Raw genomic sequence first — 13642 nt, 5'->3', positions numbered from 1 at the left:
AATCGGTAACGGCAGCAAGAATGCGAGTGTGGCAGTACGCGGAACGTTTCACGCGTGGTGTCCGTGTTCAAGGGGTGGGCCGGTCCGCATCGCGTCGGCCCGGAAAGAACGGGCCGAGGAGGGCCGGGTGACGACCTATGACGATCGAGCGAGCCTCACTGATCTGACCGCCACTGCGGAGCGTGTCCGCAGTTCGGTGGAGGGTGTGATCGAGGGCAAGCCCGAGGTCGTACGGCTTTCGCTGACCGTACTGCTCGCCGAGGGACATCTTCTGATCGAGGATGTCCCCGGCGTGGGCAAGACCATGCTGGCCAAGGCGCTGGCGCGATCCATCGACTGCTCGGTCCGGCGTATCCAGTTCACGCCCGACCTGCTGCCGTCCGACATCACCGGTGTGTCCATCTGGGACCAGCAGCGCAAGGACTTCGAGTTCAAGCCCGGCGCGATCTTCGCCCAGATCGTGATCGGCGACGAGATCAACCGTGCCTCGCCGAAGACCCAGTCCGCACTGCTGGAGTCCATGGAGGAGCGCCAGGTCACGATCGACGGGCAGACCTACGAGCTGCCGAGCCCCTTCATGGTGGTGGCCACGCAGAACCCGGTCGAGATGGAGGGCACCTACCCGCTGCCCGAGGCCCAGCGCGACCGCTTCATGGCCCGCGTCTCCGTCGGCTACCCCAGCGTGGAGGCCGAGCTGCAGATGCTGGACGTGCACGGCGGTGTCTCGCCGCTGGAGGACCTGCAGCCGGTGGCGCACGCCCACGACATCGTGAAGCTGATCGACGCCGTCCGCGGCGTCCACGTGGCCGAGCCGGTCCGGCGGTACGCGGTGGAGCTGGTCGCCGCCACGCGCACGCACCCCGACCTCAGACTCGGCGCCTCGCCGCGCGCGACGCTGCATCTGCTCCGCGCGGCGAAGGCGTCAGCAGCCCTGAGCGGCCGGGAGTACGCGCTGCCGGACGACGTGCAGGCCCTCGCCGTGGCCGTCCTGGCCCACCGCCTGCTGCCCACCGCACAGGCCCAGCTGAACCGGCGTACGTCCGAGCAGGTCGTCCAGGAGATCATGCAGCGCACCCCGGTGCCCGCCGCGCCCCAGCAGCAGACCGGCTTCGGAGGCCTCGGCCGGGGCACTCCGACGTACGGCCAGCAGCCGCCGCGGAGGCTCGGATGACCTCCGGTGGGACCGGCCAGCCGGAGGCGGACCGCGGTGAGAAGAGCGGGATCCGCACCGCACTGGCCGGTCTGACCACGCGTGGCCGCTCCTTCCTGGCCGCCGGCATCGCGGCCGCCATCTGCTCCTACGTCCTCGGGCAGAGCGACCTGCTGCGCGTCGGGCTGCTCCTCGCGGTGCTCCCGCTGGTCTGTGCGACGGTGCTGTACCGCACGCGCTACCGGGTCGCGGGCAGCCGCAGGCTCTCCCCCGCGCGCGTGCCCGCCGGCAGCGAGGCCCGTGTCCATCTGCGGATGGACAACGTCTCCCGGCTGCCCACGGGCCTGCTGATGCTCCAGGACCGGGTGCCGTACGTCCTCGGACCCCGCCCCCGCTTCGTCCTGGACCGGGTGGAGGCGGGCGGCCGCCGCGAGGTGTCCTACCGCGTGCGCTCCGACCTGCGCGGCCGCTATCCGCTGGGCCCACTGCAGCTGCGCCTGAGCGACCCGTTCGGCATGTGCGAGCTGACCCGCTCCTTCTCGACGCACGACACCCTGACGGTCATCCCGCGCGTGGAGCCGCTGCCGTCGGTGCGCTTCAGCGGGGAGGCGAAGGGCTACGGCGACGGGCGGCAGCGCTCGCTCGCGCTGGCCGGCGAGGACGACGTGATCCCGCGCGGGTACCGCTACGGCGACGATCTGCGCCGCGTCCACTGGCGCTCCACCGCCCGGTACGGCGAGCTGATGGTGCGCCGCGAGGAGCAGCCGCAGCGCGCCCGGTGCACGGTGCTGCTGGACACCCGGGGCCCGGCCTTCCAGGGCGCGGGCCCCGACTCTGCCTTCGAGTGGGCCGTGTCGGGCACGGCGTCCGTGCTGGTCCACATGCTCGAACGGGGCTTCTCCGTCCGGCTCCTGACGGACACCGGCAGCTCGGTGCCCGCCGAGGGCGCCGACGGGTTCGCGGGCGCGAGCCAGGAGTCCGCCGACGCGGCCGGGCTGATGATGGACACCCTCGCGGTGATCGACCACTCGGACGGTACGGGTCTGTCGCGGGCGTACGACGTCATGCGCGGCGGCAACGAAGGGCTGCTGGTCGCCTTCTTCGGGGACCTCGACGAGGAGCAGGCGGCGGTGGCCGCCAAGATGCGGCAGCGCAGCGGGGGCGCGGTGGCCTTCGTGCTGGACAGCGGGTCATGGGGGCGGGAACCCACCGATGTACCCGGCGCGTTGGACAGGGGCGAGGAGCGGCTGCGGATGCTGCGGGAGGCGGGCTGGACGGCCCTGAGCGTGCCGCGGGGAGCTTCGCTGGACGAGCTGTGGCGCCATGCGGACCGTGCGCGCACGGACGCCGCCGCCATCAGCGGCGCGTTTGGCGAGGGGGGACGGGTATGAGCGGACGGACACGGATGGCGCTGAGCGCCGCGGCGGCCACACTGATGGCGGCCTGTGCCCTGCTGCCCCTGGTCTCCCCGGTCACCTGGCTGTTGCAGGCGGTCTTCCTGCTGGCGATCCAGACGGGCGTGGGCATGGCGACCCGGCGGGTGCCGCTGGCCCGGCCCCTGACGGTGGCGGCGCAGGCCCTCGTCGCCCTGATGCTGCTGACCCTGACCTTCGCCAACCAGCAGGCGATCATCGGAGTGATCCCGGGGCCGGAGGCGTTCGCCCACTTCGGCGAGCTGCTGCAGACGGGCGCGGACGACGTCAGTCGGTACTCGATCCCGGCGCCGCTGTCGGACGGCATCCGGCTGATGCTCATCGGCGGTGTCCTGATCATCGGCCTGGCGGTGGACACCCTGGCGGTGACGTTCCGCAGCGCCGCCCCGGCCGGGCTGCCGCTGCTGGCGCTGTACTCCGTCGCCGCAGGGCTGTCCGAGGGCGGGTCGGACTGGCTGTGGTTCCTCGTCGCCGCCGCGGGCTATCTGATGCTGCTCCTGGCCGAGGGGCGCGACCGGCTCTCGCAGTGGGGCCGGGTCTTCGGCGGGGCACCGCGGACGCCGGGCGGGGAGCCGACCGGCGCGCTGGCGCCGGTCCGTACCGGGCGGCGCATCGGCGTGGTCGCGCTGGGCATCGCCCTGGCGGTGCCGCTGGCCCTGCCCGCGATGAACGGCGGTCTGCTGGACGCCGCAGGCACGGGAGTCGGCTCCGGCAGCGGGAGCGGCGGCACGATCTCCGCGGTGAACCCACTGGTGTCGCTGCGCGACAGTCTGAACGTGGACGAGGACCGCGAGGTCCTGTCCCTGAAGACCGACACGGCCGACATCTCGAACATGTACCTGCGGATCGTCTCCCTGGACGACTTCGACGGCACCACGTGGCAGCCGGCCAAGCGCAACATCCAGGCCGTGCCGAACGAGTTCCCCACGCCCTTCGGCCTCGGCCCGGACGTCCAGCGCTCACAGGTCGAGACGACCATCTCGGCCGCGGACTGGTACGCGCAGAACTGGCTGCCGATGCCGTACCCGCCCAGCGGCGTGGACATCGCGGGCAACTGGCGGTACGAACCGCTGGGCATGACGGTCGTGGGCGACCGCCGCCAGACCACACGCGGGGCGACGTACACCGTGCGCAGCCTCGACGTGCAGCCGACGGCGAAGCAGCTCGCGGACGCGCCGGAGCCGCCCGCGGCCCTGAAGCGCGAGTTCACCGAGCTGCCCGACACTCTGCCCACGGTGGTCGCCCGGACCGCGCGCGAGGTCACCGAGGGGGCGGCCAACCCCTACGAGCAGGCCGTCAAGCTCCAGGATTACTTCGCCATCACGGGCGGCTTCCAGTACGACACGGACGTCAAGGTGGGCAGCGGACGGCAGGCGATCGCCCGCTTCCTGAAGGACAAGCAGGGCTTCTGCGTCCACTTCTCCTTCGCGATGGCGGCAATGGCCCGCTCGCTGGACATACCGGCACGGGTGGCGGTGGGCTTCGCGCCCGGAACCCCGCAGGGAGACAACTCCGTCTCGGTGGGGCTGAAGGACGCGCACGCCTGGCCGGAGCTGTACTTCGAGGGCGTGGGCTGGACCCGCTTCGAGCCGACGCCGACCCGTGGTTCGGTGCCGTCGTACACCCAGCCGGACACGACCGGCTCGACACTCCCTGACGTGGCGCGGCCCTCGCAGTCGACCAGCACGGGGCCCTCGGCCTCCCCCTCGACGAGCGAGAGCTGCGCGGGGCAGAACCCGGATCTGTGCGCGAGCGAGTCCCCGGAGGCCGCGCTCGTCACGGACGACGACGGCCCGAAGTGGTACGTCATCCTGGCGTGGGCCCTCGGAGGCGCCGCGGCGCTGCTGATCCCCTTGGCGCCGATGCTGTGGCGGCTGCGGACAAGAGCGGTCAGACTGGGAGGGCACGGTCGCACCGAGGCGGACGTGTCGCTCCACACCCTGGCGGTCTGGCAGGAACTCACCGACACCGCCTGGGACTTCGGCATTTCGCCGGACGACTCCCAGACCCCCCGGAAGACCGCCGCCCGCATCGTTCGCCTGGGCCATCTCGACCCACCGGCCGCGGCCTCGGTGCACCGGGTGGCCGACGCGGTGGAGCAGGTCCTGTACGCCCCCACGCCGCGCCCGCCGGCCGGCCTCGCGGAGGACGTCCGCGGCGTCCTGTCGGACCTCGAGTCCAAGTCCGCCTGGACGACGAACTTGCGCGCCCGTCTGGCCCCACGCTCCAGCGCGCGGGTCGCCTGGGCCCTGTCGGACTGGTGGACCAACGTCAAACGGCGCGCCGCAGCGGCCCGCCCGACGTGGCGCAGGCCCTCAACGCCGGGTCAGCGGGGGTGACTGGTCGGCCCACGGCCGGGTGAGCCGGGGCCGGCCCCGGCTCACCCGGCCGGACGCAGGCGCACGTCACCGGGCGTAGGCATACGTCAGGGGGTGACCACCCACCGGTGGTCACCCCCTGCGTCTGTTCGGGAGCTGCTCGTCGAGCTAATGGCCGCCCTGTTCGTCGCGGCGGCGCTGCCAGCGCTGTTCGATACGGTCCATCATGGAGCGCTTCTGACGTGGCTGGCGGCGTGTCTGCTGGCCGCCCGCGGGCTGTTCGCCCGGCTTGGGGGCCTTGCGCCAGCCGGTGACGGCGAGTACCGCACAGCCCAGCATGACGAGGAAGCCCACCACGCTCAGCCACACCTGCTTGGCGACCATTCCAGCCATGAGGAGCGCGATACCTACGAGGAAGCCCGCGACCGCCTGGTAGACCCGTCGCCGGGTGTACGTACGCAGCCCGCTTCCCTCAAGCGCTGTCGCGAACTTGGGATCTTCGGCGTACAGCGCTCGCTCCATCTGCTCGAGCATTCGCTGCTCGTGCTCCGAGAGCGGCACGGAGTCCTCCTCATCGTGCAGTCGCCGGGGCGACCCGGGGGGTCCCTTCAGGATAGGCAGGGAATCGCCCCCGTGAAACCCGCCCCTCTACGCCAATTGGCCAACCGGGCTCCGTCATGGGCGTCCCGACTCGCTGAGATCTGCATTCCCCAGCGGCCGACACGTCATGCCGGAACGGTCTCCCTCGATCATACGGCGCCGCGCGCCCGATCGGGGGGCCTGTGGCGTACTCCATGTGCAGCCAAGCCCCTGATCAACGGCGCGCGCCCTGGGTCCGCTCAGGGAAAGCGGCTCAGGCCTCGGTGGTCTCCCGCGTCTCGCCCAGCACGTGGAGCTGCGTGGCCACGGAGTGGAAGGCGGACAGCTCTGCCGCGGCCTCCTCCAGCTTCAGCAGCGCCTCCAGAGCGCCCGGCTCGGTGTCCACCAGCACGCCCGGGACCAAGTCGGCGAAGACCCGTACGCCGTGCACGGCACCCACCCGGAGGCCGGCACCCTCGACCAGCCCGGTGAGCTGCTCGGCGGTGAAACGGCGCGGCACGGGGTCACCCTGGCCCCAGCGGCCGTCCGGGTCCTCAAGGGCCTGCTTGGCCTCCTTGAAGTGACCGGCGAGGGCCCGCGCCAGCACGGCGCCGCCCAGACCGGCTGCGAGCAGGCTGAGGACGCCCTCGGCGCGCAGGGCGGCCACGGCGTTGCGGACGCCCTCGGCGGGGTCGTCGACGTACTCCAGGACGCCGTGGCACAGCACGACGTCGTACCCGCCGCGCTCGACCACGTCGAAGAGGCCGTGGGCGTCGCCCTGGACGCCCTGCACCCGGTCGGCGACCTCGGCCTCGGCGGCGCGCCGCTCCAGGGCGAAGAGCGCGTTCGGGCTGGGGTCGACGACGGTGACGCGGTGGCCGAGGCGGGCGAGGGGCACGGCGAAGTTGCCGCTGCCGCCCCCGGTGTCCAGGACGTCCAGCGACTGCCGCCCCGTGGCCTTGACCCGGCGGTCCAGGGCGTCCTGGAGGACCTCCCAGACCACGGCGGTACGGAGGGAGGCGCGGGGTTGAGAGGGGCCGGAGCGCAGCGACGTCCGTTGAGAGTGGTGGGGGGAGACGGGCGGGCGCATCGGGTCCGACACGGCGATTGACTCCTCGGCGCGGCGCCGCCGACTGCACGGCGGAGCGAACGGGCTGCCTCCCGGCCGCCCGGGGTCACGGGGGGTGGAAGGCTTCAGGCGCCCTCCACCCTATTGCCTCCGACGGCCCACCCGGCCATCGCGGTACCGCGTGACGCCGACGCCGGAGCCCCGGCAAGGCGGCCGGTACGGCCCCCCGATCCACGGAACCTCCCTCAGCCCGCGTCCGGCATGTCGTCCCGCGCGTGACGGGAGCCGTCAGCCTCCTCCCCGTCCGTCCCGTCCATGTCCGGCCGTGGCTGGGGCAGGACCGGCTGGAGCACCAGCATCCGCTCGACGAGGCGCAGGAACATCGCCACGTCGCGTATCAGGTCGTCGGCGTCCCGGCGGCTGGCCGCGCCCTGGATGCCCGCCTCGGCCCGGGCGCGGCGCCGGGCGCCGGAGGCGAACAGCGCGCTCCACTCGGTGAGTTCGGGTGCGATCTCGGGGAGCACTTCCCATGCGCTCCTGATGCGGGCCCGGCGCCTGGGACTTGGCTCCGGGCGCCCCCGCGCGGCGAGCACGGCGGCGGCGATGCGCAGGGCGGCGAGGTGGGCTGTGGCGTAGCGCTCGTTCGGCGTTTCCAGGACGGCGGTTTCGTCCAGTCCGGCACGGGCCTGGGCGAGCAGGTCGAGGGCGGCGGGCGGGGCCGTGGTCCGGCGGAGGACGGGGTGCACGTCGCTCGCCGGGCCGGTCAGTGAGGGGGCAGGGCCGGTGGCGCGGCGCCGGCGGGCGGCTGCTGCGTGATAGCTGGCCATGACGAACCTCCTGTCGTCAGTGTGACGGCACGCCCTGATACGGGATGCCGTATGTGCCCATCGTGAGGTATGCCACTGACAATCCGTTCTGACCTGGGATTTTGCTTCGATCGAGAGTTCGGGCTAACTTTTGCACTGACCAGTCAGTTCAAATGAAGAGGGGGCAGGGATGGGGGGAACCGTGGCCGCGACCGGCGTCACGGCCCGAGGTCTCGGCCTCGAAGGGCCCCGCGGATGGACGTTCCGCGGGGTCTCCTTCGAGGCGGGGGCCGGCTCGCTGATCACGATCGAGGGACCGTCCGGCACGGGCCGTACGTGTCTGTTGCTCGCGCTCACCGGGCGGATGAAGCCCACCGAGGGGTCCGCCACCGTGGACGGGGCCGAAGTGCCCAAGCGGATGGCGGCGGTACGGCGCGTCAGCGCCCTGGCCCATGTCCCGGGCGTGACCGACCTGGACCCGGCCCTGACCGTCGCCGAGCACCTCCGCGAACGGGCGCTGCTGCAGCGGCGGTTCGGTGACTCGTTGCGCGGGCTGCTGCGGCACCGTGGCGAGCGCGGGACCGAGGAGCGGCAGCGGATCGACGCCGCGCTGACGGCGGCGGGGTTCGACCTGGACACCCTGCCCAAGGGCCCGCGTACGGCCGTACGGGATCTGGAGCGACTGGAGGCGCTGCGGCTGTCCGTCGCGCTGGCCCTCATCGCGCGCCCGCACGTGCTCGGTGTCGACGACACCGACCTCAAGCTCTCGGACGCCGAACGGGCCGAGGCCTGGGCGCTGTTGAAGTCGATCGCCGAGGCCGGGACCACGGTCGTGGCGGTGTGCAGCGAGGCCCCCGACGGGACGGTCAAGGTGTCGACCCAGGCGGCCGACGAGGCCCCCGAGCCCGAGGAAACCGACGGAAAGGAGGCCGCCGATGCGCTCGCCGAGGCTGGCCGCGCTTGAACTCCGGCGCTTCGGCCGGGGGAAGCTGCCGCGTGCCGCCCTGGTCGCGCTGCTGGTGCTGCCCCTGCTGTACGGCGCTCTGTACCTGTGGTCGTTCTGGGACCCGTACGGCCGTCTGGACCGCATTCCCGTGGCGCTCGTGAACGACGACAAGGGGGCGAGCGTCGAGGGCAAGAAGCTCGCCGCCGGCGACGACATCACCAAGGGGCTGCGTGAGAGCGACGTGTTCGACTGGCGGGAGGTGAGTGCCGCCGAGGCCCAGAAGGGCGTGGAGAACGGCACCTACTACCTGTCGCTGACCATGCCGGACGACTTCAGTGAGCGGATCGCCTCCAGTTCGGGCGACTCCCCGGAGACGGGCGCTCTCCAGGTGCGTACGAACGACGCGAACAACTACATCGTCGGGCAGATCTCGCGGACCGTCTTCAGCGAGGTGCGTGAGGCCGCGTCGACGAAGGCGTCGCGGTCGTTCCTGGACAAGATCTTCGTCTCGTTCTCCGACATCCACGGCAAGACGGTCAAGGCCGCGAACGGCGCCGACAAGCTCGAAGGCGGCATCGGGAAGGCGGAGAAGGGCTCCAAGGACCTCGCCGACGGGCTGAAGGACGCCAAGAAGGGCAGCGGCAAGCTGTCCACGGGCCTGAAGAAGCTCAACACCGGCGCGGGCGATCTGGAGGACGGCTCCAGGCGGGTCGCGGAGGGGACGCAGACGCTGGCCGACAGGGTCAACGGGGTCGACAAGAAGATCGGGCCGTTCCTGAAGGACAACGAGAAGACCATCGGGGACACCGCCCAGCTGGTCGCCGACACCTCCGGTGCGCTCCGCAACAACCTCGACGACCTGGTGGAGCGCGCTCCAGGCGCCGCCAAGCGGGCCCATACGGCGTCCGACGCGCTGAATCTCATCCACCAGGCGCGCTGTGAGGACCCTGTCCTACCCGACCCGGCCTGCTCCGACCTGAAGAAGGCGAAGCAGTCGGCCGCGGACGTGGCGGTGATCGCCGACGACCTCAACACGCTGATCGCCGACCAGAACGGCGACCTGAAGAAGCTCGACAAGCACCTCGCCACCCTCCAGAAGCAGTCCCAGGCGCTCGCCGACCGCGCGCCCCGCCTCTCCGAGGACCTCGACGACGCCGTCGCGAGGATCAACAAGCTGAACCAGGGGGCGGGCAAGGTCGCCGCGGGCGCCAAGAAGCTGCACTCGGGCCTCGGCTCGGCCAAGTCCGGCGCGGTGGACCTGGACAGCGGCGTGGGCGAGCTCAAGTCCGGCGCGGTCGACCTCAACGGCGGCATCTACAAGCTCGTCGACGGCTCCGGGAAGCTCTCGGACGGACTGCACGACGGTGCCGAGAAGATCCCCGACTACGACAAGAAGGCCCGCGAACAGCGCACCGAGGTCATGTCCGACCCGGTCCAGCTCGTCTCCCGGGACATGCACAAGGCGCCCAACTACGGCACCGGATTCGCCCCGTACTTCATCCCGCTGTCCCTGTGGGTGGGCGCGATGGTGGCGTACATGGTGATCACGCCGATGAACCGGCGCGCGCTCGCCGCGGGCACCTCGGCGTGGCGGATCGCGCTGGCCGGCTGGCTGCCCGTGGTGGCGATCGGGGCGCTGCAGACGGTGGCCCTGATGTCGGTGCTGCACTGGGCCGTCGGGCTGCAGATGGTGCGGGCGGCCGGGACGGTGGGCTTCCTGTTCCTCGTGACGGCATGCTTCGCGGCGATCGTGCAGTGGCTGAACGCGCGCTTCGGCGCGGCGGGCCGGATTCTCGTCCTGGCCTTCCTGATGCTGCAGTTGACGTCCGCGGGCGGCACCTATCCCGTGCAGACCAGCCCGGGCTTCTTCAACGCGCTGCACCCCTTCCTGCCGATGAGCTACGTCGTGGAGGCGCTCAGGAGGCTCATCACGGGCGGCGGGCTTGAACCGGTGTGGCAGGCGTGCGTGGTGCTCGTCGCCTTCACCGCGGGCGCCCTCGCGCTGACCGCCCTGTCGGCCCGTCGCCGGCAGGTGTGGACGCTCGACCGGCTGCACCCGGAGCTGACCCTGTGAGAGCGCGCGGCACAATCAGGCCCATGGAAAGCAGCAACGCCGCGTCGGGCGGCAGCACGCGCCGTGAGGCCACCCGGCAGAAGCTCTACGAGGCGGCCGTCACGCTCATCGCCGAACAGGGTTTCTCCGCCACCACCGTTGACGAGATCGCCGAACGGGCCGGGGTGGCGAAAGGCACGGTCTACTACAACTTCGCCAGCAAGTCGGTCCTCTTCGAGGAGCTTCTGCGCCACGGAGTCGAACTCCTCACCGCGTCCCTGCGGGAGGCGGCGGAAAAGACCGCGCGGGACGGCGGCAGCAAGGTGGACGCCCTGGACGCGATGATCCGCGCGGGGCTGGTCTTCATCGACCGCTACCCGTCCTTCACCCAGCTCTACGTCGCCGAGCTGTGGCGGACGAACCGGGCCTGGCAGTCCACGCTGATGGTGGTCCGGCAGCAGGCCGTGGCGGTCGTCGAGGGCGTGCTGCGCGAGGGCGTGGACAACGGCGAGTTCAGCGAGGAGATCGACGTCCAGCTGACTGCCGCCGCCCTGGTCGGCATGGTCCTGGTGGCGGCGCTGGACTGGAAGTCGTTCCAGCCGGAACGCTCCCTGGACGACGTGCACTCGGCGCTGTCCCGGCTGTTGCAGGGCCGGGTGAGCGGGCGCCACTGACGCGACAGGCGTCGTACGCACACGAAAGCGCCGGTCCGACGGTGGCCGCGTCCCCCGCGGGCCACTGTCGAACCGGCGCCCTCTCGTGCTCCCCCGTTTCCCCCGTACTCCCCCGTGTCCCCCGCTGGACCCCCGTCCGGCCGTTCCCCCGGGTCCCCCGTCTCGCTCCCGCCGACGCCGGGCCGGCGGAAGGAGCGGATCCGGGGCCCGCTCCGATTCCGGCGCCCCGTGTCGCCGGTGCCGGAGCCGATCCCCTTCTCCGTGCCCCCACTCTCTCGTTCCGGCAGGCCGGGCCCCATCCGCGCGCGTACTCAACTCACCGACTAGGTACGCGTACTCAGAACTGCGCACTCATCCCCAAGCCCCGCCGTTGCCGACTGGTTACGATCGCGTCCGTGTCCATACTTCCCTTGATCTTCACCAGCGGCTGGGCCAGCGGCGTCAACTCCTACGCCGTGGTCCTGCTGCTCGGCGTGTTCGGTGCGACAGGGCTGAGCGACGAGGTGCCCGAGGCGCTGCAACGTCCCGACGTACTGATCGCGGCCGGCGTGCTGTTCCTGTGCGAGGCCGTCGCCGACAAGATCCCGTACGTGGACTCGGCCTGGGACTCGGTGCACACCGTGATCCGGCCGGTGGCGGGCGCGGTCGTGGCAGCGCTGCTCGCCGGTCAGAGCGGGTCGCTGCCCGAGCTGGCGGCGGGCGCGGTCGGCGGTTCCACGGCGCTGCTGAGCCACCTGGTCAAGGCGGGCACGCGGATGGCGGTCAACACCTCGCCGGAGCCGTTCAGCAACATCGTGGTGAGCCTCGCCGAGGACCTCGGGGTCGGCGTCCTCATCACCCTCGCGATCTTCTATCCCGTCGCCGCGGCGGTCATCTCGGGCGTCCTGCTGCTCGCCGGGCTGCTGCTGCTCCTCTTCCTGGTCTCCCGGATCCGACGCTTCCTGCGCCGCAGGGCGGAGCGCCGGGCAGAGAAGCGGCTCGCCCAGGCGGTGGGTCAACGGCCCGGCTGAGGCCCTCGCCTGCGCTTGCGCCCGAGGTCAGGAAGCCGTTGTCAGTGGCGGCCGATAAAGTCCCACGCATGGCAAGGATTGCGGTGATCGGCGCCGGGCTGGGCGCGATGGCGGCCGCTGCCCGGCTCGCCGTCGCGGGCCACCGGGTGGCGGTGTACGAGCGTACGGAGACGTACGGCGGAGCGGTGCGCCGCTTCGAGCGCGACGGCTTCGGGTTCGACACGGGCCCGGGGCTGCTCCCCCTCCCCGCCGTGTACCGCGATCTGTTCGTCAAGACCGGCAAGGCGCCCCTGGAGGCGTGCGTCGAGCTGGTCCAGGTCGACCCGTCCGCGCGGCATGTCTTCGCGGACGGCACCGGGGTCAGTCTGCCGAACGCGTCGCGCGCGGGCATCGTGACAGCCCTCGACGAAGCGCTGGGCGCCGGTACGGGCGGCCGGTGGGGCGACTTCCTGGTCCGCGCCCGCGAAGCCTGGGACCGCACGCGCAGACCGCTGCTGGAAGAGCCCCTGTGGCCGAACTGGCAGGTACTGGCCGAGCGCGAGCCCTACCCTGCGGTCCCCCACAAGCGGTTCCTGCGCACCCGCCGGGCCGGCACCCTCGCCGAGGTCGGCGCCTGGGAGCTGCGCGACCCTCGGCTCGTCGCCCTGCTGGAGAGCCACGCGCTCGCGTACGGCCTGGATCCGCGCGAGACCCCGGCGAGCGCGGCGGTGCTGCCGTACCTGGAGCACGCGTTCGGGATCTGGTATGTGCGGGGCGGCATAAGGGAGTTGGCGCGGGCGGTGTACGAGCGGTGCGTGGCCCGGAAGGTCGAGTTCAGCTTCGGCGCGGAGGTCTCCGGGGTGCTGGAGAAGGACGGCCGGGCGGCAGGGCTGGAGTTGGCCGACGGTTCGGTGGTGGAGGCCGACTTCGTGGTCTCCGGGGTCGCCCCCGGGGTGCTGGACCGCCTCGTCCGGGGCACGGCGCCACGCGGCGAGGGCGAGGTCGCGCCCCAGCGCGGGGCGGCGAGCCGTCTGACGGTGCTGCTGGCGCTGCGCGGGGCCCGGCCGGAAGGCGCGGCGCACCGAACTGTGGTGCACGCAGAGGACCGTGAGGCCGAGTTGGACGCCCTGTTCGGGACGGCGGGGGGCACGGCCGCCCGGGCCACGGTCACCGTCCTGCGGCCCGACGACCCGGGGCTGGTTCCGGACCCCGGGCATGAGGCGATCACGCTCACTTCGACGGTGCCGGCACAGCCTGACTGGAGCGGGGCGGAATCGGAGGCCTTCGCCCGGCACGCCGAGGACCTGATCACGGTCGCGGAGCGTGCCGTCCCGGACCTGCGTGACCGGCTCCTCTGGCACGAGGTGCGTACGCCGGCCGCCATCGCGGCGGAGACCGGCGCGGAGGGCGGAGCGGTTCCGGCACCCGCGCTGGCCGCGGCGGAGGGGCGTCTGCTGCACGCGTCCAACAGCACGGCCGTATCCGGCCTGTTCACGGTCGGCGGCTGGTCCCACCCGGGCGGCGGGCTCCCCCACGCCGGCATGTCGGGCGCGCTGGTGGCGGGACTGATCGTGGAGGGGCCCGAGTTCCGGGGCTCTCAGTGACCCGGGCGTGAGCCGCGCCGG

General features: G+C 72.2%; 11 protein-coding genes. 8 read left to right on the top strand and 3 right to left on the bottom strand.

The annotated features are described in order from the left end of the window. The first annotated feature begins 127 nt into the window (after positions 1-127). The 3 genes from OHT51_RS31150 to OHT51_RS31140 are packed head-to-tail and all read left to right on the top strand — an operon-like array spanning position 128 to position 4922. Positions 128-1171: an AAA family ATPase gene (locus tag OHT51_RS31150; protein ID WP_328882231.1), complete on the top strand. Its 1044-nt coding sequence runs from the start codon at positions 128-130 to the stop codon at positions 1169-1171. Next, positions 1168-2541, top strand: a complete 1374-nt coding sequence (locus OHT51_RS31145) for a DUF58 domain-containing protein (protein WP_328882230.1) — start codon at positions 1168-1170, stop codon at positions 2539-2541. Before OHT51_RS31150 ends, OHT51_RS31145 begins: the two co-directional genes overlap by 4 nt. Beyond that, positions 2538-4922 (top strand): transglutaminase TgpA family protein, encoded by a 2385-nt coding sequence (locus tag OHT51_RS31140; protein WP_328882229.1) that lies wholly within the window; start codon positions 2538-2540, stop codon positions 4920-4922. Before OHT51_RS31145 ends, OHT51_RS31140 begins: the two co-directional genes overlap by 4 nt. A 147-nt stretch (positions 4923-5069) precedes the next feature. On the opposite strand, the gene OHT51_RS31135 is transcribed toward OHT51_RS31140, so the two are convergent. The 3 genes from OHT51_RS31135 to OHT51_RS31125 all read right to left on the bottom strand — a co-directional run bounded on the left by OHT51_RS31135 (position 5070) and on the right by OHT51_RS31125 (position 7376). Beyond that, the gene (locus tag OHT51_RS31135; RefSeq protein WP_328882228.1) at positions 5070-5462 is read right to left on the bottom strand and encodes a DUF3040 domain-containing protein; all 393 of its coding nucleotides are present in this window, start codon (positions 5460-5462) and stop codon (positions 5070-5072) included. A gap of 292 nt (positions 5463-5754) precedes the next feature. Then, on the bottom strand, positions 5755-6582 hold the full coding sequence (locus OHT51_RS31130) for a class I SAM-dependent methyltransferase (RefSeq protein ID WP_328882227.1): 828 nt from the start codon (positions 6580-6582) through the stop codon (positions 5755-5757). Between the two features lie 212 nt (positions 6583-6794). After that, positions 6795-7376, bottom strand: a complete 582-nt coding sequence (locus tag OHT51_RS31125; RefSeq protein ID WP_328882226.1) for an SAV_6107 family HEPN domain-containing protein — start codon at positions 7374-7376, stop codon at positions 6795-6797. A gap of 169 nt (positions 7377-7545) precedes the next feature. Between OHT51_RS31125 and OHT51_RS31120 the strand changes: the two genes are divergently transcribed. The 5 genes from OHT51_RS31120 to OHT51_RS31100 all read left to right on the top strand — a co-directional run bounded on the left by OHT51_RS31120 (position 7546) and on the right by OHT51_RS31100 (position 13621). Further along, positions 7546-8319 (top strand): ATP-binding cassette domain-containing protein, encoded by a 774-nt coding sequence (locus OHT51_RS31120; RefSeq protein WP_328882225.1) that lies wholly within the window; start codon positions 7546-7548, stop codon positions 8317-8319. Beyond that, positions 8291-10375, top strand: a complete 2085-nt coding sequence (locus tag OHT51_RS31115) for a YhgE/Pip domain-containing protein (protein ID WP_328882224.1) — start codon at positions 8291-8293, stop codon at positions 10373-10375. Before OHT51_RS31120 ends, OHT51_RS31115 begins: the two co-directional genes overlap by 29 nt. A 23-nt stretch (positions 10376-10398) precedes the next feature. Then, positions 10399-11028 (top strand): TetR/AcrR family transcriptional regulator, encoded by a 630-nt coding sequence (locus OHT51_RS31110; RefSeq protein ID WP_328882223.1) that lies wholly within the window; start codon positions 10399-10401, stop codon positions 11026-11028. Positions 11029-11423: 395 nt separating this feature from the next. Continuing rightward, a complete protein-coding gene (locus OHT51_RS31105) occupies positions 11424-12038 on the top strand; it encodes a DUF4126 domain-containing protein (RefSeq protein WP_328882222.1) in 615 nt (204 codons plus the stop codon). Between the two features lie 68 nt (positions 12039-12106). After that, positions 12107-13621 (top strand): phytoene desaturase family protein, encoded by a 1515-nt coding sequence (locus OHT51_RS31100; RefSeq protein ID WP_328882221.1) that lies wholly within the window; start codon positions 12107-12109, stop codon positions 13619-13621. Positions 13622-13642 lie beyond the last annotated feature (21 nt).

It is taken from the genome of Streptomyces sp. NBC_00299 (genome assembly GCF_036173045.1).
GTDB classification, from domain to species: Bacteria; Actinomycetota; Actinomycetes; order Streptomycetales; family Streptomycetaceae; genus Streptomyces; species Streptomyces machairae.
This window is presented reverse-complemented; position numbering and strand designations above follow the sequence as displayed.